20 protein-coding genes and 1 pseudogene are annotated in these 19,480 nt (G+C 41.8%); 5 read left to right on the forward strand and 16 right to left on the reverse strand.

The features are described from left to right. Positions 1–29: 29 nt before the first annotated feature. The 10 genes from HEN21_RS09345 to HEN21_RS09390 all read right to left on the reverse strand — a co-directional run bounded on the left by HEN21_RS09345 (position 30) and on the right by HEN21_RS09390 (position 11,860). Positions 30–1,037 (reverse strand): tail fiber domain-containing protein, encoded by a 1,008-nt coding sequence (locus HEN21_RS09345; RefSeq protein ID WP_404864661.1) that lies wholly within the window; start codon positions 1,035–1,037, stop codon positions 30–32. 208 nt (positions 1,038–1,245) lie between these two features. Next, positions 1,246–1,524 (reverse strand): hypothetical protein, encoded by a 279-nt coding sequence (locus tag HEN21_RS09350; protein ID WP_176252302.1) that lies wholly within the window; start codon positions 1,522–1,524, stop codon positions 1,246–1,248. Beyond that, complete coding sequence (locus HEN21_RS23040) at positions 1,524–3,995, reverse strand: pyocin knob domain-containing protein (protein WP_286192458.1); 2,472 nt, start codon at positions 3,993–3,995, stop codon at positions 1,524–1,526. Before HEN21_RS23040 ends, HEN21_RS09350 begins: the two co-directional genes overlap by 1 nt. A gap of 79 nt (positions 3,996–4,074) precedes the next feature. Next, entirely contained in the window at positions 4,075–4,911 is an 837-nt protein-coding gene (locus HEN21_RS09360; protein WP_176252301.1) for a hypothetical protein, read from the reverse strand. Positions 4,912–4,920: 9 nt separating this feature from the next. Beyond that, the gene (locus HEN21_RS09365) at positions 4,921–5,343 is read right to left on the reverse strand and encodes a hypothetical protein (protein ID WP_052994784.1); all 423 of its coding nucleotides are present in this window, start codon (positions 5,341–5,343) and stop codon (positions 4,921–4,923) included. Beyond that, positions 5,327–5,617 (reverse strand): hypothetical protein, encoded by a 291-nt coding sequence (locus HEN21_RS09370; protein ID WP_089590824.1) that lies wholly within the window; start codon positions 5,615–5,617, stop codon positions 5,327–5,329. Before HEN21_RS09370 ends, HEN21_RS09365 begins: the two co-directional genes overlap by 17 nt. Before the next feature lie 188 nt (positions 5,618–5,805). Beyond that, a complete protein-coding gene (locus tag HEN21_RS09375; protein WP_176252300.1) occupies positions 5,806–7,824 on the reverse strand; it encodes a phage major capsid family protein in 2,019 nt (672 codons plus the stop codon). 42 nt (positions 7,825–7,866) lie between these two features. Next, positions 7,867–9,381 (reverse strand): phage portal protein, encoded by a 1,515-nt coding sequence (locus HEN21_RS09380; protein WP_176252299.1) that lies wholly within the window; start codon positions 9,379–9,381, stop codon positions 7,867–7,869. A gap of 10 nt (positions 9,382–9,391) precedes the next feature. Continuing rightward, positions 9,392–9,886 (reverse strand): hypothetical protein, encoded by a 495-nt coding sequence (locus tag HEN21_RS09385; RefSeq protein WP_176252298.1) that lies wholly within the window; start codon positions 9,884–9,886, stop codon positions 9,392–9,394. Positions 9,887–9,955: 69 nt separating this feature from the next. Beyond that, positions 9,956–11,860, reverse strand: a complete 1,905-nt coding sequence (locus HEN21_RS09390) for a terminase gpA endonuclease subunit (protein ID WP_176252297.1) — start codon at positions 11,858–11,860, stop codon at positions 9,956–9,958. Positions 11,861–11,947: 87 nt separating this feature from the next. Between HEN21_RS09390 and HEN21_RS09395 the strand changes: the two genes are divergently transcribed. Next, positions 11,948–12,559, forward strand: a complete 612-nt coding sequence (locus tag HEN21_RS09395) for a hypothetical protein (RefSeq protein WP_176252296.1) — start codon at positions 11,948–11,950, stop codon at positions 12,557–12,559. A 34-nt stretch (positions 12,560–12,593) separates the two neighbouring features. Beyond that, positions 12,594–12,818 carry a hypothetical protein gene (locus HEN21_RS09400; RefSeq protein ID WP_000208373.1) on the forward strand — a complete coding sequence of 75 codons (225 nt, stop codon included), beginning with the start codon at positions 12,594–12,596 and terminating at the stop codon, positions 12,816–12,818. Between the two features lie 83 nt (positions 12,819–12,901). Here the strand turns inward: HEN21_RS09400 and HEN21_RS09405 are convergent, their stop codons facing one another. The 3 genes from HEN21_RS09405 to HEN21_RS09415 all read right to left on the reverse strand — a co-directional run bounded on the left by HEN21_RS09405 (position 12,902) and on the right by HEN21_RS09415 (position 14,570). Then, the gene (locus HEN21_RS09405; protein WP_176252295.1) at positions 12,902–13,723 is read right to left on the reverse strand and encodes a Rha family transcriptional regulator; all 822 of its coding nucleotides are present in this window, start codon (positions 13,721–13,723) and stop codon (positions 12,902–12,904) included. Between the two features lie 94 nt (positions 13,724–13,817). Then, the gene (locus HEN21_RS09410; RefSeq protein WP_176252294.1) at positions 13,818–13,991 is read right to left on the reverse strand and encodes a hypothetical protein; all 174 of its coding nucleotides are present in this window, start codon (positions 13,989–13,991) and stop codon (positions 13,818–13,820) included. Between the two features lie 120 nt (positions 13,992–14,111). Continuing rightward, positions 14,112–14,570, reverse strand: a complete 459-nt coding sequence (locus HEN21_RS09415; protein WP_176252293.1) for a hypothetical protein — start codon at positions 14,568–14,570, stop codon at positions 14,112–14,114. A gap of 1,273 nt (positions 14,571–15,843) precedes the next feature. On the opposite strand from HEN21_RS09415, the gene HEN21_RS09420 reads away from it, so the two are divergent. From HEN21_RS09420 to HEN21_RS09430, 3 genes are all read left to right on the forward strand, one after another. Then, a complete protein-coding gene (locus HEN21_RS09420) occupies positions 15,844–16,023 on the forward strand; it encodes a hypothetical protein (protein ID WP_069720741.1) in 180 nt (59 codons plus the stop codon). 118 nt (positions 16,024–16,141) lie between these two features. Further along, complete coding sequence (locus HEN21_RS09425; protein ID WP_176252292.1) at positions 16,142–17,152, forward strand: hypothetical protein; 1,011 nt, start codon at positions 16,142–16,144, stop codon at positions 17,150–17,152. Positions 17,153–17,166: 14 nt separating this feature from the next. Continuing rightward, on the forward strand, positions 17,167–17,409 hold the full coding sequence (locus HEN21_RS09430) for a hypothetical protein (RefSeq protein ID WP_069722513.1): 243 nt from the start codon (positions 17,167–17,169) through the stop codon (positions 17,407–17,409). Between the two features lie 286 nt (positions 17,410–17,695). Here the strand turns inward: HEN21_RS09430 and HEN21_RS09435 are convergent, their stop codons facing one another. The 3 genes and pseudogenes from HEN21_RS09435 to HEN21_RS09445 all read right to left on the reverse strand — a co-directional run. After that, complete coding sequence (locus HEN21_RS09435) at positions 17,696–17,980, reverse strand: hypothetical protein (RefSeq protein WP_069722514.1); 285 nt, start codon at positions 17,978–17,980, stop codon at positions 17,696–17,698. 127 nt (positions 17,981–18,107) lie between these two features. Further along, the gene (locus HEN21_RS09440) at positions 18,108–18,665 is read right to left on the reverse strand and encodes a hypothetical protein (protein WP_176252291.1); all 558 of its coding nucleotides are present in this window, start codon (positions 18,663–18,665) and stop codon (positions 18,108–18,110) included. A 365-nt stretch (positions 18,666–19,030) separates the two neighbouring features. Then, positions 19,031–19,435: pseudogene (locus HEN21_RS09445) on the reverse strand (PHP domain-containing protein); the annotation flags it as partial. Positions 19,436–19,480: the final 45 nt, after the last annotated feature.

The raw sequence follows: 19,480 nt of genomic DNA on the forward strand, positions 1-19,480 counted from the left end.
ATACGGGGATATTGCATCCCCGACTTTTATTATTTAGTGATGAGAGTTTCTAAATGTGCGATTCGGTTTTCTAGTGCCGTTACTCGATCATCAGTTTCACGGGCAACTTGAACAAGCAAGCCAGTAACACCGGAATAATCTACTGTGTAATAACGTTCGCCTTCTTCCCCTTTCGACCCGCTTCCACCATCCTGATATTTCATTGCAGAGCCTACAACTTCTGGGATTGCTTCTAAGGCTTCTTGCGCGATAACACCAGCGTAAGGTATGCCATTTTCTTTAAGAGTGTAGGTATAGCCATTCATCTTACGGATGCGGTCGGTTGCATTATCGATCACCTGAATATTGTCTTTCAGATCTCGGTCGGAATGCTGGTTAAATGCGGTGGCATGACATGCACCATTAACGCTTAACATATAGGTGTTGTCGGTATTTTTCTGCGCATAGAACATATAAGCGCCACCATCAGCACCAACCTCATAAACAACCGGACGGGTAGAGTTACCCCACAAACTAGCAGTAACACCAGCGTGAGCGGTTCCCTGTGTGTTTATTGTCATGGTTGACCCATGATTGGCATATTTGATTTGCAATGAATCGGTATAATCAAATTTAATCAGGGAGTTGCTACTACGGTTTCCGTAAGACATGAGACAGTTACCCATTTTCAGATAACCGGACGTGCCGGGGAAAATCATTGTCCCACCATACAGGGTACTAAAATCCCACCAGCAAGCCTTACCCTTTTCATAAACATGTAAACGCGCCATTAGAGATTGGTCGCCGTCTACGTTTTTTCGGGTGTAGAATTCCGTATAAACGTCTATTGCGTCTGCCGTTTTATGGACGGAACGATGTTTACCACCAAATACCGTACCAGTTGCGGGTAATGCTGTATCTTTTTTGGTCGCGTCCCAATCACCTAAAACCTCACGTTTACCATCAACATAGGTCTTGGTCGCCAAAGTTCCCTGATCTGTTTTCAGTTTGCCTACGTCATTTTGCAAGTTAGTGATATTGGTTTTAGCGGTGGCAATATCACTTTTAGCGGTCTTTACATCATTTTGTAATGTCGTGATGTTAGTCTTTGCCGTGCTAATGTCTGATTTCGCTGTCTTCACATCATTCTGTAAAGTGGTGATATTAGTTTTCGCTGTGCTAATATCAGATTTAGCCGTAGTCATATCGGCTTTTAAATTATTAATATCGGTTGGAATTACCGTTACACTCGCCATCTTTCACCCCTTAAGCCCATTCATGAAGCGGAGCATCAAGGTTCACTACATTTCCGGTAAACGGTGATGCGTCCAGCTTATCATCTAAGATTCTAATATTTACAAAATAACCATCACGGCGCTTGTAAATTGGTTCATCGTCGGCATTTCTGCCGACTTCATCGAAGTAATATCCAATTACATCAATCAGGATCTGATCTTGTAATGTTTCGTTATTTTCCCAATCGATGTATTCTAAGAATTTTTTATATTCTTGTTTATCTTGAAACTTCAAAGTTAAATCTTTCATTATACTGATTCCCTCATTTGTGCATCAGTCAATTCTTTATGCCATAGACGGAGATTTCTTAAATGACCGAATAAATGACGGGTTCCCGATGTAGCTTGACCACCAATTCGAATAAATGTTCGAGTCTTAACGCCCGTCCATTCAGTTTTCATTGTTCCGGTAGCTTCACCATTAGTAACCACGCGTTTAGTACCGTTAGAATAAACGTTAAAACCGCCAACAAATTTACGAACATCAGTTCGACCAGTGAACACACTACTAACATAAGTGCTAGTTGATTCTTTATAAGTCTGCATATAAAGCTGACCGTAATATTTCTCGGTTGTGTTGAATGCATATGTAATGGATTCAATCGGAGGAACACCGGAGAAATCGAAAATTCGTGGTGCTACGTTCGGAGGAATATCACCCCAATTTCGATTAACCTCAACCAGACATGTAAGCGGTTTACTGTAAATGTTGTTTTCGGTCGGGATCGTCACCATATCACTAGCGCGGGTAGCTGGTGTGGTTGTAGTAACAATAAAAGATGACGCACACCCACCATTTTCAAATTGCGGCGTAGCCAAATAAACATAGTCTTCGGCTTCGGTTCCAGCACTTTTTTTCGGTGCATATTGAATCATGCCACCAATAAGGGATTCACCTTCAATCGCTTGTAGTGTTGCTTCAAAGAATATCCAACCAGTGACCGGATCTTTAATGGCACTTGCTGTTATACGGTTAGCAGCACCACCAGTTTTTTCAATTGTCATTGTGCTTGGGGTTAGATAAGCATCACCTAAAAATGTGTATGCCGACCCATCGTATTTTTCAAAACGAAGGCGTACTCGAATACCTTCCGGTGCTTTTACTCGACAAGAAATAGTAGAATATTTTTCGTCGCCGCTTGCATCAAATCCCTTAGATGCACTACATGCGTGCAAGTTAATGGCAGATGTTTGACCTACTAAAGCTGGTTTAACTTTCATCTTCGCATAAGTAAATCCAAACTCATCGACACCCGTTAAACTTTTGTCAATGTTACTGGATGCCGCCCACTCTGACGGGATATTAGATTTAGTAAAATAGTTAGTTCGCTGGCCTTCAATCAATAAGCCGTCTTTTTCAAATCGCGGTTCATCAATTCCAGCGACACTAAACACACCAGATTTATTGATATAAGTGGCAGTTGATGCGCGTTTAAATTTAACGGTCTTGTCACTCGGCATAGTAATTTCATCCTCGCCAATTACAATCTTTTTGTAACTAGGAGAAAATCCGGTGATCATATCCAGAGAATCATTAAACGGTATCCATACATCCGGCAAAGGCTGAATAGGTTTAGATACTAGCGCATTATCCAAATCAGAAATTTTCTTATCAATTTCCGCTTTATTGTATGTGCCAATTTCAGCAGGAGTAAAAAGACCAACCTTTTTCCATGCTTCCCATCTCGGCGCGGATGCATCCCACGAAGCGGCGAGAGTACGGATATACACACGACCGTTAACGGTAGTATATCGCTGCATACGGGAATAACTACCACCTTCAAAAACTTCTAACAATCCTCGACCATCTGCCCCTGCTTCTGGGAAGTTTCGATCTAACGACGCAATTGATGTAGACCCGTTTCGCCATAACCCAAAATGCTCAACACCACCAAAATCATTAAGGTCAATTGACGTTGAAAGCGGACGAGTACCCATCTGAATATTACGCCACGGTGTCCACGGACCATTAGTACCATTCCATCGAGCGGAAAGATTGCGAACAAAAATATTACCGTATCGTGTGGTATAACGCTGAGTTCCAGCAAAGTTACCAGCGGTGAAAACTTCCAAAATACCAACCGAGCCATCTTCTGGGAAACTATAAGCGGTGGTTGCGTTAGTTGAAGTTGATTTACCCCAGACACCGACAAAATCAGAAGTCGGACCATACGTATCTAAGTTTGCATCAGTCGGCAACTCACCACGGAAAACAGCATCATCAATGCGACCATCTAAACGGGTGATCTCTGCATCGGTTTGTGTTTTATTCGCATCAACCTTTTTATTAATGCTGGTGTTATTTGATGTAACGGTCGTCGTTAAAGCGGTGATCTTATTATCTGCATCTGTTTTGTTATTAGCTACGGTCTTTTGTAGGTTCAAAACAGCGGTATTGATACCATCAGCACGTTTATTGATTGCCGCATCTTTAGTATTGATAGTGTTATTCAATTCCGTTTTAGCTGCCGCAAGATTATTAGCCGCTTCGGTCTTGTTCGCTACAATAGTTGCATCGGTCGTTTTCTTGTTATTATCGACCTTAGTATTAAGCGTAGCATGTGCTTCTGGAGAAACAGAGATTTGCACTACAGCATTGCTTTTATCTTTTGTGTAGATTACATGATCTTTTAAGTTAAGGGCGATCTCCCCCTGCATTAATGCGTCTGGAGTCGGCTTTTTACCCGCGACATCAGATCGCTTAAATTGGATAGATTGCATTGTGAATCACCTCAATGTAAACCGGAAAAAAAGGGAGGCGTTAACCTCCCACGTCTGGTTTATTTAGGGTTCGAGTTCATCAATACTCGCCAAAATCAACGCGTGCAGTTAGTGACACTGCCCCTACATCTGCGGCGGTTGGCTTTTCAGCCGATGTGTAAACTTTAAACCATCCGGTAGCACCGTTTTTCTGAATGGTTCGAACACGAACACGAGGGTTTCCGGTCGTCGAGCTAGTAAGCTGCCATCCGCTTTCCTCGTTAGGTTGAAGGCTGATCATTGTGGTGTCAGCACCGAACGGGTTAGAACTAGCGGTTCCCTTATACGTTACGAATCGGTTTCCTGTCAGAGATTCGCTATCGATAACACCAGGAAAAACACCAACGCCAGCACCGATACCAAAATCACCCTCACGCAATACGCGTCCTTGTGTCGCGATCCCGTCTAATAGCACACCACCTTCTGGTTCTAATCGATATTCAATACTAACCGCGCTTGTGTCACTGCCCTTTGTTTTGGCGCTAGTGACGTAGGCGTCGTAGACACAATAATAGCCCGTCTGACCGCTTGTATTCTGGTCGGTGTCAATCACATAAAACACTCGGAAGCGGAGCAATTGCTTGCTTAGTACAGCCTGATTTAATAGCTCTTGATGTTCATCGTTAATGACACGATAGAGACTCAAGTTTGTATTTTCGATCTTACGTCCACCGCGTAATTTTGCCGTAACATCAGAATTATATTCTTCCAATGTCTCAATCTCATTGCTAAACGAGATGGTAGGAAACGACGCCAGATTCTCTACAGTAGAGAATGACGGATCGAAAAAACTAGGTTCAGCATCAATATTCGTAGAAATGGATAATTCAACATGCGATCCGGTGAAAATATCCATATTGTCATAAGTAATACTCATTTTTACCCCTTAAAAACGCGCTAGATAAGAAAATTTAAGGCTAAGTGTCCCAACGATACCCCCATCACTAGAATCATCGTCATAATCGGTATTAGAAGCGACTGGAGTTATATCTGAAATGGAGAAGCCTAAATCTTTAAAACGTGGGTTATCCGGCTGAATCTGGATTATCTGGCAAATACCCTCATGAATTTTGGTTTCATGAATCTGAGAATATAACTGCATTTCGATAACGCATTCAGCTTGCATTGCATTACCACCACGGACCCTAGTGTAAGTCTCATTCATTCCGGTAATCCAACACACCACGTCATCGCTAAAACCAGTTTGAGTTTGTTCTACGTTTAAAGCCAGACCTAGATCTTGTTCGATAATATCCTGTAAAGCACGTTTAATCTTAAGACGTGGCATATTATTAACGGTAGCGAGCATGAGCACCCCCTGCTAAAGTGATAAAGCAATCACTGGTATTGTCACCGTTGCGCTTAATGTATTGAACTTTGAAACGCTGATTTTCTACAATGACAATATCACCTTGCTTTAAATCTCCCTCACGACAGAATAAGAATTCTGTTTCTGTCATTACCCCTTGTTCGTCGGTAGTAGTAATTTCATGGTAAGCACGAATTGATTTACCACCTTCCACCACAAAAACAGGAGCACTCTTAAACATTCGATTTAATTGTGATTCTGATAATTTGAACATAGTTACCCCCTTTATGGAGTATTTACATACAAAAAAGCCCCACCGTTAGGCAGGGCTAATTATTATTCTTTAGGCTTGCGGCCTCGTTTTGTGGCTTTCGCCGTAACCGTCTGGGAATCTTCTTCCTGTGGTGGAGTCAGATTTTCTTCCCCCAATTCGGGGGAAGGTACAGAAGGTTCTACGTCAGTTCATTCAGCACCAATCTGGAGAACTTTCAGAGCTTCCGGCTGAGTAACAACATAATCCAGATCTACCCAGATACGCGGAACGATAGCAGACTGTGCACGGTAGGTAGTGTCGTCCATATCCAATTCCAGACCGCCCCACTCACCGATAGTGATGCCGGAGAAGTCACCCAGAACGATGTGATCTGCCGGAATAACACCAGAAGTAACTACTTCGTAACCAGCAATTTTGCCGTTTTCCATAATGAAGCCTTGAGCGTCACCACGATCAGATTTCAGAGTAGATTCCAGTTCGGCAGCAGTTGCACCGCTCATAGCAAACTTGATCGCCTGAGCAGGAACGCCAGCGTCGGTCAATGCGGCAATCTCTTTCAACAGGTCTTTGTAGCTGAAAGCGGCTTTCTTAGCAACACGACCACCGTCTACCAGTTGTTTAACCAGACCAGCCGGACCACGAGCATTTTCTTTGTCAGACAGGATCAGTTGTTCCAAGCGGATGCGAACAGCCTGGTTAATGTGATCAGTGATCAGGGTAGCAATTCCGGGTACGGTTTTGATGCTCTGGCGCGAAATTGGGTTCCCACCAGCAAACGTCTTAGGAGACAGTTTCACGTTCGCAAATTCAGCTTTGCTTTCCGGTGCAGCGCCGTTTTCATCAACGAAACCGAAAGCATCAACGCTGGATTTAGTCATTTTTGGAATAGCGGTCGGAGCAGTCAAGCCACTATAAACAGTCACACCCAGACGACCCAGAACAGATTCCGGCATCAGCATTTCGATGTAGGATTCAGTCATCAGTTTTTCGTCGGTGATAGCAGTCAGATCGGCTTTGGTGTTACCAGCAGCAGCAGCACGCATAGCAGCAGCCGGAACGAATACGGAGCCACCACGAGCAGCACGACCACGCTGCATAGTTGCAGTAGCAGCCATTGCAGAAAACTCGGCTTCGTTAGCACCCAGAGCTTCACCATCTACCAGAGAGCGAATTACGTTGTTCAGGTCAAAAGTTTTTTCCATTTTAGAGTCCTTAATTTGTTCGTTATTACGTTGAGCATTGGTAATGTTATTTAGTGCCTTAGTGCGGAATGCTTCCGGCGTCATGTCTTTAATTGCCAATGCGCGTTTTAATTCTTCGTCGTCAATATTTAGTTCCCGCGCGATCTCGCGGATTTCTAATTCGTCTTCTTCGGAACGTTCAGCCACTTCTTCGATTTTTTCTTCTTCAACCGGAGCGGCTTCACGTTCTTCTGTTTTTATTTCTTCTGCTTCCCGAACAGTTGAACTATCATCATCAACACTTTCAGGATGTTCAGCGTCTTTTCCGTCTTCGAGATTTTCATTTTCTTCATTCTCTTCAACTTGGCGCTCTTGAGTTTCTTCAACTTCCGATTCTTTATTTTCTTCTACCGGAGTTTCTTCAACCTGAGCGACTTCTTTTTCTTCTTCGTCTTTAACTTGTTCGATTTGTTCTTTAGTCATATCGCGTTTCGCCTCCAAATTAACTGTGATAGTATTTAGAGAGCGATTTAAACCGACCGAATCGTCAGCAGGAACTGTCACAAATGAAATTTCAAAGGGTGCCCACTTAGTAACAATCAATTGTCCTTTAGCGTAATCGATGTGATATTCTTTAATGTCATAGCCGACAGAAATTTTTTCCATCGTACCTTCAATGACTTTATTACGAACATCATTAGCCAAAGTGCCATGCTTAGAGAATTTAACCAGAGCACGGCCTACGTTATCCGCATCGATTCGAGCGTCGCAGACTACACCTAAATGATTATCGAAATTATGATTGAACAGCAACGGAGCGTTATTATTCAGGCGAGACAGATCAACCGCTTCCGGTGTATGTACCAGAATTTCATCTAATACCACCATTTCTTGATTTTGCTCATCCCAGAATTGGCGCTGATAAGGCTGTTCACTGGAGAAAGCAATTTCAAATTCGTATTGATCATTATGCCCTTCATTAATAACCCCACCGTAACCGTTAAGATCGCGGCGAAATTTAAGCATTTAATCACCTTTAATTAATTGGGGGCATTGCGCCCCCGTTGGTTATTGGGGATCGGCTTGAGAAGGGTTATCCTTGCTCTCGCCATTAACGATAATATTTAGTGCGCTCTTTTCGGCTTGAATCTCTGAGAATACTTTTTCAGGATCATCACCACGTTCAAGAATAACAGCAGTACGTGATTTAAGTCCTTTATCAATTAAAGCAATCTCGGCGTTTACGTCTTTAATTGGATCGACGGATTCAAAACGCGGACGAATAATAGTAGTGTTATCGATAATATGCGGAATTGCAGTAATACGAATCGGAACAATACCACGCGCGGAATAATGACGCAGATACGCTTCGAAAATTGGCAATACCACTGTTTCAATTAATTTGTTTTGCAGTGCTTTAACTCGTGTGCGTTGGGTTAATTCACCAAAACGTGCGGCTGAGTAGTTAATCTGGCTAGTATCACCAGTCAAGCCCTGTTTAAACACGCCTAAGCCCATTGATACGCTAGTGAACATCGCATCATTGAAGGAGTTAAAATCATCACCTGATTGGGTAGCCTGAATTGACTTAATCGTTGCCCCTTCCGGTAGTTCCTGAATAGTACCCGGTGCAAAATCCTGTACTACTTCCGGCGCTTGATATTGTTCTTCATCTTCACCAGTATCAAAATCGTCGCCAGAGTCTTTAGGACGTTCGATAAAGCCCATAGAACTAGCTGCAATGCGTTTCTGGATGATCGCAGTTTCGCGGAATGCGTCTTGATGTGCGATATCCTTAATCACTGGCAGGAAGTCGGTCACGCCGCGCAAACTCTCGGCGCACAGGGGCTGATAGTAATGACACACTTGCGAAGCATCGACACGATAGTTATCACCAGTGTAGGTTTGAGTCAGTAGGTTGACTTTTCTAAACCAGTATGCAACAGGGCGCATTGTTTCTACGTCATACTCTATTCCCTGATAGATAGCGCGGTCTTTGCTTACTTCACGGTTGAGTGTCCAGTCGCACTTATCAGCAGACAGGATAGAAACGTTTAACTCATTGTTTTCTTTAGTTAAAACGATGAAGCACTCACCACCCATAACGCGCTCACGTTCAGCCATTACCAGCAGTTCACGGAAGTTAAAGCGACCGTTACGAGAGAAGCGTTTAGCATTCTGCGCCCACTTCCAGAAAGCATTCTCGATCTGCTTATTCAGTGCGCTATCAAGTTTGCCGTTTGATTTAACGATAGATGGTTTCGGATCTAGGCCAGTACCTACCACCATATCAGTGATGTATTGCGTGTAGCGACTGCCTACGGAAGTGTTTAAGGCCAGAGTACGACCCTGATCATAAAGACGCTTACCGTTCGATTTGAGAGCCTTATTGAAGGTTCCTGTGATAGTGTCTTGTTGAAGCGATCCATCAATGCGATCACCTACTAAGCCCAGAGAACGTTTATTCAGTTCTTTTTGGAACTTGTCTACTTGTTTGTCGATAAAGATTTTTTGTTGTTGCTGGCGGTGATTAGTTTTAACTGGAGTTTCTACCGCCTTTTTGCGTCGAAAAAGATTAAACATGATTTACCCCTTATCGCGTCAGACGTAATTTGATATTTTTAATCGGGCTAATTCCCTGTTTACGTCGTTCGGCTTGAATTACTTTAGATAACTGACGTTCATAATCAGTCTTCAATTGCTGGAGAACACCCAATGACTCATAGGCGAAAGTATTCCCTTTCACGGTCATTGCAGATAATGCGGCTTCGTCCCCAGATAAACGGGCGAAAATAACTTGCTCGATTAAGGCGATAGTTTCCCGCAGATACTGTTTTTTGGATTGTTTTGCAAAGACGGGCAATACAGTCAATTGCTGCATTGACACTAGTTCTTCATCCAAAGTTATTAAGATGGTATATTTACCCTCATCAAACGAGAGAGTTTTAATCTCGTGATTAGCCGGAGAATCATCAACCTGATAAATGATACCTTTATTATTTCCTACCTGAATTGTTACACCCTCTTCATTCGCCAGCGTGATTTTTTCGCCTTTACGAATTACTAAGGGAATTAGTTCTAAACTCATAATTACCCCTATTTAATTGTTATTGGTTTAACAATATTTAGGGATGCCGCCCCGAAGGACGGCGAGTTATTAGAACGATGTTACCCAGCTACGGCCTCTATTTGGGCGTCTGGCGATGTTTTGACGTTGTGGTCGTGGGATTGGCTTAGTTTCTTCGATTTGCTCGTTAGATTGCGATTTAGGAGCTTCTACGGATTCTTCGACAACACGGTTTAAGCTGTCTTTCATTGCAATGAGTTTATCCCATGACATTTTTGAAAGGACGTAGCGAGAAGCAGCCGTCGCATAAACGGCGCAGTCGAGCGCCTCGTTCCTAACTCCTGGGTTCTTTACCCATCTCACACCAGTTGTAGTACGCTTGACAGATTCACTTAATAGCTGTTCGAGGTAATCATCAGGAACGGTGTCTGATATTTCTAAGCCAATATGAGGATTATCTTTCAGGTTCCTAGCCAACATTTCACGAAATGCAGTTTTACCCACGTTAACACCCAACATAAGCAATTCATGACCACCTGTGCGGGTAGGTTTAACCGGAATGATCGGAGCGTTACCAGCAGAACTACCCTTAATAGCATGAAGATTTTTCCACTTACCGCAAATACGGTATCCGGCTTGAGTGAATCGACCGTTCGATGTATCAAGGAAGCTGGCGAGCATAGGAACACGATCACCCGACACGGTAGTAAATTTGGTTTTATGGAAGTTGATTAATCTATCCCATACAGGGGATTCATATCGTTCACAGTTATGATCGTAAAAGCTGCGATGGTCCAGAATATAAATCTTATCCTTTGCCACGCCCATGATCGTAGTTTCTGCGCGGTCTAATTGCTGGTCAGTACCCGCACATAAGAAAATAACGTCATCAGGGATATTCTCGATAGAAACATCTGTTTTGAGTTGTTCCAGTTCATTGGCTTCTACGGCAGTGTCCTGATCATCATATACCTTTCCTAACACGGTGTTAAAAAATGATTGTAAATCAAAGGATTGCCATGCATGACTAAAATCAACCACACAAGCGCGGATCGTACTGAAAGGTGAATACAGACGGCTGATCCAGAATCCTGCTACTTCACTTTCACGGGTTGCTCTCCACTCGCCTTGTGCTACTGCCCTGATTCGTTCCCCTTCGGTCCAGGCGTTCTTACAATGGGGGCAAATATAACGAGCGGTATCAGGATCGGGTAAGTTCTTACCATCGATGTTACGCCATTCAAACTGTACGTTTTCCCACTCGATCACCTGGTGTTCCCCGCAATGCGGACACGGAACAAAAAACATACGCATATCACTTGATAACCATTGCTGGTTAATGCTTCCGAGCTTACTGGTCGGGGTACTGGATACGACTAATCGACCTTCATCGCCAAAGGTAGTTAAACGGTTAGCAGCAAGTGCCACCGGATCACCTTCTTCTGAGGCTGTAGCAGCATCGATTTCATCAAGCAATCCAACCTTTGCGGTCTTACCACGTAGGGTTGATGGACTGGTAAGCGATACCATGTACAGGAAGTGATTCGTTTTTAGCTGTAGCTGGTTATTGTTGTTAACAGCATTGCGATCATTCTTGTCTGTAACCACGTCTTTTAATGCATCACATGCTTCGATAGACGGTCGGATCTTACCCGCGAGATATTGAGACATTTCTTTAGCGGTTGATTGTCCGATAATCATATTGCATGGATCGTTAGCCATCTGGTTAAACAGGATACCGTTCAGGATGGTAGTCTTTCCGATCTGCGCACTGGTCATCAGAACATACTTTTTCTTGTTCTCAAGGAAAGGAGCATCAATCATGCCTTTCTGGAATGACAGCAATTTAACTTTATCCCCAGCTTGAGGACCATCTACCAGCACCATATTCGCTTCGCACCATTCAGAAGGAAGGAGTTTAGGCGGTGGAGTGATATATTTTGCGGCATTTCTAAGAATTCTTTTTAGTTTTGTTTTGTTCGAAATTAGTTTCATTCAAATACCCTCATTACAAAATATGAAGGTATTTATTAAATTGTTGATTTTCTGATAAATACGGGTATTAAGATTTAAGGGGGTTGTATGCTAATTAATCAGCAACAAAGAGATGAATTAGAATTAGCCTTTTCTTGTTGTATCGATCATGAATACCGTTTGCCAGTCAAGCATAAGCACGGAAGGAATGATATAACCACATCTGGATTTAGCCGCGAAGAAGCGAAAGAGATTTTAATAGAGTTTTATCGTGATTGCGGATATGGTGGCGACAGAAAAGCATTTTTTAAGAAGCACAGAACATCACAGACAGTATTTCAGACAGTCAGAGACTGGTTTGATTTTGACATCAAGCGGTTTTACAGAATCGACGATGGTCCAATCTACCGGATGCAGTGGATACCAGTAAGAGAAATGATGAAACAGGGAAGATTGCATAATCTAGCGGTTACATATCATCGTAATGATGCATTCAGGAAAGGATATGGTGATACAAGGGAATTGTTTGTAGAACTCGCTAACGTGAAGTACAGCCACTATTACAACGATCCTAAATCCTTCTTTGAAGTGCTTCGCAAGGTTGATATTAGTCGGGGTACATACTATTCACGGTTGAAGAAGTACGGGATTAAGGTTGAGTTCTTTATGAGTATTGACGATGGAGAACTTTTTCCGATAAAATGTAAATCCTCTAAATAAAGGTGAACATTCACTTTAATTTGGAGAAATGACTATGACTACTAAAGCTACTCGCGGACGTCCTTGCCGTTTTGATCGTGAACAACTGGCAGCGATTGTAAAAGCGTACTATCAAGCACCGAAAGGTAAAGCTGAAAAAGAGCAAGTATTGAGTGAACACGGTATTTCAATCGCTCAATTCTACAAATCACTCCATAAAGTTGATTTGAAATTCTTTGTTCAGGTTGACGGTGAAATGGTAGAAGCAACAGGAATTTGATTCTCTAGGCCAATCCTTCGGGGTTGGCCTTTTTTTATACCTACAGATACAAAAAAGCCCCTGAAATTCAGGGGCAAAAATTATCACAGTCCGAAGACTTCCAGTGATCCAACATTCTGGCGGAGACGTTCAGCCGCTTTATTTTGAATCAGAATAGTGTTGTTCGGCTTAGGAAGATTCAAAGTTGCTTTTTGTTCTTCTTCCAAAACACCCAATTCAACCAGCACCGGAAGCACATCAACAGTAAACTCAAGCTGGTAGTGAGCATTCATGCGGCAGAAAGACAGAGAAGAGTCATTAGCAACATACCCACACGGCTTGTTATTTTCATCATAGACGCGCTCAATGTAACCAGCAGTACGTAAGGCCGTCAGTGCTTCTTTAACCTTCGTAGCGCCCTTTTTAGCGCCTAACAGACGTGTCATTGAATGGCTATCTACGGATTTACGAACATGAAGTTCAATCAGCTTTTTATTTTCGCGAGTTTTCTTTAACGCCAGTTCGATCCAATCGGTTTCTTCAAAGTCTGCATACGGGTTAACAGCTAAACGTTCCTGACGCAGTTTTTCATTCTCTTCTTTCAGTCGTTTCCATTCCTGGATAACGATCATTCGACGCTTAACATCGTAACCAGTGACAAGAGTCAGCGTCAGTTCTTCGTCAAGATGAAACACTGGTTCTTTAACAGCGAATCCTAAGTGATTGATTTTCTCAACAAATCCAGTTTTGGATGCATGATCAATACCCAGAGAATCGAGCATTTCACGAATATCACGCATTACATGAAAGTGTTTCTTTCCGGTGAATTCCGCGATCTGACGAGAAGACATGGTCAGCGGTTTGGTGTTATCAACAACCAGAGACACAGAAGCAGTTTTAGTAGTCATAGTTTTAACAGTATTCATAGTAAAAATTCCCCTTAAACGGTTTTGCGATTTGGTCCTCCGTGTTCCGGCATCACCACCGGAACAATTTTATTTATAAGAAAAATAATTCTTATTAGTTTGCACACATACGGCTTAAAGCCATTTGAAGCGGTGAGCGTTTCGGTTGTTTGCTTTCGTCTTTGTATTCCACATCAACGGTTTCTGTTACCCAGCCATACTTACGGTCATAACGACGACGGCGGGTTTCAATTACTCCTTCTTCACGTTCACGAGTGTAGGTTTTCATTTAACAATCCTCTTACAAATCTAGGTCAAATCTGGTTAATGTTGTCAAGTGCGATAATCATAAAAAAGTCAGAAATATTTGTCAACACCCCTTGACAAGTCGCCAAAGGGTTGACCTAACTTACAGCATTTCTAAGCCATCGTGATAGCCGTAGAAGCCATTCTGAGAAGATAAACAGATTGGTGTATAGTCATCGTCATCTTCGTCTTGTTCATCTTCTTCTGGGGCTTCCTGAGCGGTTTCTTTACCGTAATCAGCCATAATCTGGTCCAGTTCGGCTAAAGAGTAGGAAGACCCTAAATCAACGTCATATTCACGAACATCAAAAGGCAGGTCATCACGAACAATAATTGCCGGAATGTCGTTGTATTGAGAACGGAACTTATCATCAAAGCAATCAACAATAACGGTAGGACGACCATTTCGTTTTAAAGCGTAGAAAGCAGTTGAGAAATTGGAGTCTTCGGAATGACGAATGATGTTATAACCACGATGAGCAAAAACTTCTAGCATATGGAAGTTGTTGTAGCTACGAGTATCAAAACCTAAAAGAATGAAAGGAGTGTTAGTCTTAATCATAGTGGTAATCCTCTAAAAGAAAGTGAATCAAACAAATTACACTAGTATTTATAACGAGAATTTTTTATCTATTTGGAAGTGATTGGTATTCAGTCTGGCTAAAGCCATCCTTCATGTACTAGAACAAGAATTATACAAAACAAATTTTCTTCTATAATAATATTATATAATAGTTCTTCGTTTTGATTAAATGATCATCAAACTAGTATTAGCAACCGAAGGTTGCAATCCCGAAGGGATAACCAATACCTTTCTAGAAAGTGATTATTACTCACTTCGTTTACTAGAATCAGTTAGTAATCATCTAGTATTAAATCCCTTTCTAAGAAAATCCTTTCAGAAGTGAGTGAACGCCGTAGGCGTGAACGTGAGCGAAGCGAACTATCCAATCCCTTTCGAATCCTACTTGCAGGTCTTAGAAGGTGTTGGTGGGCGCTACGCGCACGGCTACGCCGTATTCTTTTTGCGAGATCTTTCTTGAACGTAGTGAGAGAAAGCGAGCAAAAAGGAGAACGTTAGTTCGAGTTTTATATTCTATGGTCTGTGGGGTGCAATCTCTTTCAAGATCATACACTTACGAGATTGAAGTGTAGGGTTAGTGTAGGTGTGTAGGTTTCATAGTGTAGGTTTGATGGTGTTATAGTGTAGGTTTACTGGCTAGTGTAGTGTAGGCCAATCCCTTTAAAGTGTAGGTTTGTAGTGTAGGTTTTTCATCAAATATTTTGATAGAAAATTCTTGTATATTATTTAACCAAAAAATCACCGAAAATCGGTGTAAGTTAATGATTTAAAAAGAATTATCAAAATGTCTCCGTGCCATAATAGGTTATAAAGGTTGATAATCCTGATCAGCCGTTTTCACACAAAAATTTTGATAGTCATTTCTCGCCTAGATCATGGGTATTGACAATAGTCAAGAACTATTTTATACTTTTTCTCACTGGTGGGGGTTGAAATTTTCAAAACAATCCCCATATAGATGATAGGCAAGAATTTCTCTTGTATAAATACATGCATGAAATGATTGTTCACTTCTGAAATCTCCTGATTCACTGTTAATTCATACAGCACTGGTTAGATATACAGTGCTTTTTCGGTTGAATAATGTACGAATTGATTAATTATTAATCTTCTCTTTAGCAATTCGTGCTCCCACTGATCGGATATACAGTGGTTTTACAGGGTTTTTGAAAATCATTTTTATAAATAGAAGTATCAAGAGCGAAAAGCTCTTTTTATTGTCCTTATTAATCCACATTTGAGGAATCTACTTATGGCTAGACCTGTTAAGTTTACTCGTGAAATGATTGTTGATATTGCTAAACGCTTTTATGGCGATACTGAACGAGGCGGCGAGAATTTCTTTAAGAAGGAAGGAATTGATAGAAGCGGATTCTATAAGCTGATGAAAAAATACGACATCAAGGTGATGATTAACGTTCAAGTTTGCTAATCACTTTTCACTGAGAATTATATGATGGCTTTAAAAATAAAAAAGCCTCCCTGTTGGCGCAAGGAGGCTTTTAGCATGAAACATTAAAAACAAACACAGAGCATTCAGGAGTATTTATATGAAAAATTCTAAGCGCATTACCTTCAACATGTTTATCAAAGCAAACGGCAAACTGAACATTACTGTTATGGAAGGTAAAGCAAGCAAACAAGACAAATCCTTTGAAGTAGTATCCGGTAAGACTCTGACCGAAATGCGTCAGAATGCTGGCATCAAAGACGGTGCCGAATGGCAGATCACTAACCGTTTCGACAAACGTCACGTTAAACCTACACTGGTAGAAGGTGAATCCGTTTATTGCTTCGCTCGTGCTGTTAAAGCTGATGAGACTTACTATCTCGCTGTTGTTAAAACTGCTTCCGGCTTCCGTGCTGTAATGCATCACAAGAGCAAGCGTAACGAATACGGTGTAGAGACCCAGGAAGTTGCAAAACGCTTCCGTACTGTTGCTACTGAATCCACTGTAAAGGATGTTTCTGGTACTGTTAACACCGCTAAAGGCGGTTCTTTCTACAACCATGCGTTACAGGTTACTTCCTCCTTCTTCTGCAAAAAAGAAGCACAGAAAGAAGTTGCTCCGGTAGTAGTTGAAGAAGTTAAAGAAGAAGTTGCAGTGGTTGAATCTTCCGAAGTTGAAGCACTGAAAGCACGCATTGCTTCCCTGAAAGAAGAAAACGCATCTCTGAAAGCAGAACTGGCAGCACAGGAAACCACTTTCGAAGCAGTAGTTGAAGTTGAAGCAGTTGAAGAAAAATCCATTGATGAAGAACTGGAAGAACTCCTTAACTATCGCTGGGGTAACGGTGAAGTAGAAGAAGAAGAACAGGAAAACGAGAAAGAAGCTGATCCGGTAGTAGTTCCGGTTGAAGTTGAAGCAGAATCCGCACCAGTTACTAACTTTGAAACCCTGCGCAATAACTTTATGGCTAAATTCAAAACTACTTGGGAAGATACCGAAGAAGAACAAGAAGATATTGAAGTAAACGAAGACGAGATCCGAGAAGCACAGATGGCACTGCATGACGCTATCTATGACACTAACTACAGCGCCTACGCATACGCAGCTTAATCGAGGGTGAATCTATGATGAATCAAAACAAAGAATTTCTGGGTAATCTGATGTTAGAAATTACCAAAATGAAAGAAAGAATGGTAGCGATGGAATCAGAGATTAAATCACTTAAAGCTGATAATAAGGCGTTGAGAAAGTCCTTAAAGCTGATTGATGAGACTAATGCGGTTATGATGGATCATGTATTCCCTGAATGGCGAAATGAAACTAAACCTACACAACACAAGAAACCTACACTTCGGATTGTTGCATAAAAAAGGGAGTCCCATTTAAGAGACTCCCTATAGTTAGGTTAGGTTTGCACAACAAAGATGAGGTTATAATGAACATAATGCTACATTATTCTTTAAAGCCAGAAAATAACCGCCCCTTTCGAGGCGGGAGGATTAATACTCAATCTATACTTGTTATGTTTTTATGTTGTATAGATCACTGACTATGAAAACACTGTACTGGAGTTGTGTTTTATGGCTTTTAATCGGGAATCCTCAAAGAAGATCCCCTGTTAATAACCATAAGGAGAAAAGGCAGATTACACTATTATTTAGTACGCTTGAAAATGTGATTCAAAACGACAAACAGACAGTAAAACCAAAATGCGATTAACAACACATGAATTGATGAAGTCGGTTTAAAATCAAATAAGAACATCGCCAGACAATCCACCGTAAAGGAAATTACTTCGACAATCGCAAACAAACTAGCAATTCCACAAAACGCGCCTAAAAACAATTCCCAACGTTCTTTTTCATTGGTAGACAGTTTGAAAGCAGAAACGATAGAAAGAACAACGATGATCACGAGATAAGTTAAGAAAGTAGCCATTAGTATTTTGCCTCTAGTTAGACAAACATCCTCTAAAAATTCAAATCAGAAAAGTTAAGCGGGGGAGGACATCCCCCGTAGACGTTGACCCATTCAACACCCTTCATATATATTTAGTATCTATTTTTTAGGACACATCGAATTCATCGTCTTCTTCTGATTCTTCTTGTTCCGGTTCATCCATTAATGGCAATTCTTCTTCGTCCTCGTCTTCACCTAATTCTGCATTTTCGAACATATCCCCTACTTCATTTAAACGACGCTCGATGATCTCCCTTAGCTTATTCTTCAACGTTTTCTGATCGGTTGCAGATTCGAGAATTTCTAAAGCGTCGATTGTGGCGATCTGCAAAATAGTCTGTTTCACTTTCCCGCAATATTCCGCTAGTTCCTGTTCTACATATCCGACCGGAATCAGGAGATTCATTGCTTCCTGGTTCTCGCGTTCGGCTGCATCCGCTAAAGCACGTTCACGGCGTAATTTCTCTACGTCGATTTGTTCCTTGACAGTAGTTTCCCTGAGTGGACTGATGATATTTTTTGCTATCCATTCGGTCCCTTCCTTGAGTGGTACGCGTCGTGTATTGGTGTTAAATGGCATTCCTCGTTCTTGCCATTTCTTAGCGGCGTTAATTGTATAGCCGTATAAGCGGGAAATTTCTGTAAGGGTTAATTCTTCTTTCATCCGGTTATCCTCCATTAAATTTGCGTAAAATTATTTATCTGATCTGCGCATTCAGGAGAGCGCCTAAAACGCTTTATAACGAGATGAAAGATCGAGGCGGGGAAAGGGATTGGCTGGTGTTAATAGTCGCGTAGCGACCGCGCTGGTGGGCTGCACTGCACCTGTTTTAAAATCTCACACGCACATCAAATACCGGGGTGCCGAAAACTCCCTTTATTTGACCCGTGGAACAGTACCTTTTGATTTTGTCAAGTCTTTTTTGAAATTTTTTTCGAAGTTTTTTCATCTTTTTTCGTTCAATCGCTCACTAATCAATCAAACGATTCGATGAATAAAAATTTTAGTTATTGTGGGTTGACAACGTTTGGGTTTCCGGGATGGCTAACCACGTGCACATGCCCACTCGCCATCGCGGCAATCATGGCCTGAGTATTCGTAGCTTCATCATGCGGCGCAAAAACCGGTTCATGAAAACCAGCAATAATCAGATCCAGCGAGTCAAACATTTTGCCGCTGCAATCAATTTCACCATCAATATTTTTGATATTGGCTTCGATGCCACGCAGGATCCCCACCCCATCGACGACTCGCGGCCAGATACGCATATTAATAAAGTGCCAGTGATGCGGTGCATCTTCCATATCAGGGCCATGATCGGTAATCGCAAAAAGTTTAATGCCTTTCTGTTTGGCCTGGGCAATGTAATCACTTAATGTGCTATATGCATGTGTACTGGCAACGGTATGCATATGAAGGTCGACGGGATACATAACTCTCTCCTGTATTCAATTCCCGCCAAGGATAGCAGGAATCCG

This window comes from Escherichia sp. 93.1518, assembly GCF_013368915.2.
GTDB classification, from domain to species: Bacteria; Pseudomonadota; Gammaproteobacteria; order Enterobacterales; family Enterobacteriaceae; genus Escherichia; species Escherichia ruysiae.

Coding starts and splice junctions, on each gene's coding strand:
- HEN21_RS09405 (WP_176252295.1), bottom strand. CDS start 13,723: ATGAATACTGTTAAAACTATGACTACTAAAACTGCTTCTGTGTCTCTG.
- HEN21_RS09420 (WP_069720741.1), top strand. CDS start 15,844: ATGGCTAGACCTGTTAAGTTTACTCGTGAAATGATTGTTGATATTGCT.
- HEN21_RS09435 (WP_069722514.1), bottom strand. CDS start 17,980: ATGGCTACTTTCTTAACTTATCTCGTGATCATCGTTGTTCTTTCTATC.
- HEN21_RS09365 (WP_052994784.1), bottom strand. CDS start 5,343: ATGCTCGCTACCGTTAATAATATGCCACGTCTTAAGATTAAACGTGCT.
- HEN21_RS09385 (WP_176252298.1), bottom strand. CDS start 9,886: ATGAGTTTAGAACTAATTCCCTTAGTAATTCGTAAAGGCGAAAAAATC.
- HEN21_RS09390 (WP_176252297.1), bottom strand. CDS start 11,860: ATGAAACTAATTTCGAACAAAACAAAACTAAAAAGAATTCTTAGAAAT.
- HEN21_RS09360 (WP_176252301.1), bottom strand. CDS start 4,911: ATGAGTATTACTTATGACAATATGGATATTTTCACCGGATCGCATGTT.
- HEN21_RS09380 (WP_176252299.1), bottom strand. CDS start 9,381: ATGTTTAATCTTTTTCGACGCAAAAAGGCGGTAGAAACTCCAGTTAAA.
- HEN21_RS09375 (WP_176252300.1), bottom strand. CDS start 7,824: ATGCTTAAATTTCGCCGCGATCTTAACGGTTACGGTGGGGTTATTAAT.
- HEN21_RS09370 (WP_089590824.1), bottom strand. CDS start 5,617: ATGTTCAAATTATCAGAATCACAATTAAATCGAATGTTTAAGAGTGCT.
- HEN21_RS09395 (WP_176252296.1), top strand. CDS start 11,948: ATGCTAATTAATCAGCAACAAAGAGATGAATTAGAATTAGCCTTTTCT.
- HEN21_RS09410 (WP_176252294.1), bottom strand. CDS start 13,991: ATGAAAACCTACACTCGTGAACGTGAAGAAGGAGTAATTGAAACCCGC.
- HEN21_RS09415 (WP_176252293.1), bottom strand. CDS start 14,570: ATGATTAAGACTAACACTCCTTTCATTCTTTTAGGTTTTGATACTCGT.
- HEN21_RS09430 (WP_069722513.1), top strand. CDS start 17,167: ATGATGAATCAAAACAAAGAATTTCTGGGTAATCTGATGTTAGAAATT.
- HEN21_RS23040 (WP_286192458.1), bottom strand. CDS start 3,995: ATGCAATCTATCCAATTTAAGCGATCTGATGTCGCGGGTAAAAAGCCG.
- HEN21_RS09440 (WP_176252291.1), bottom strand. CDS start 18,665: ATGAAAGAAGAATTAACCCTTACAGAAATTTCCCGCTTATACGGCTAT.
- HEN21_RS09350 (WP_176252302.1), bottom strand. CDS start 1,524: ATGAAAGATTTAACTTTGAAGTTTCAAGATAAACAAGAATATAAAAAA.
- HEN21_RS09400 (WP_000208373.1), top strand. CDS start 12,594: ATGACTACTAAAGCTACTCGCGGACGTCCTTGCCGTTTTGATCGTGAA.
- HEN21_RS09425 (WP_176252292.1), top strand. CDS start 16,142: ATGAAAAATTCTAAGCGCATTACCTTCAACATGTTTATCAAAGCAAAC.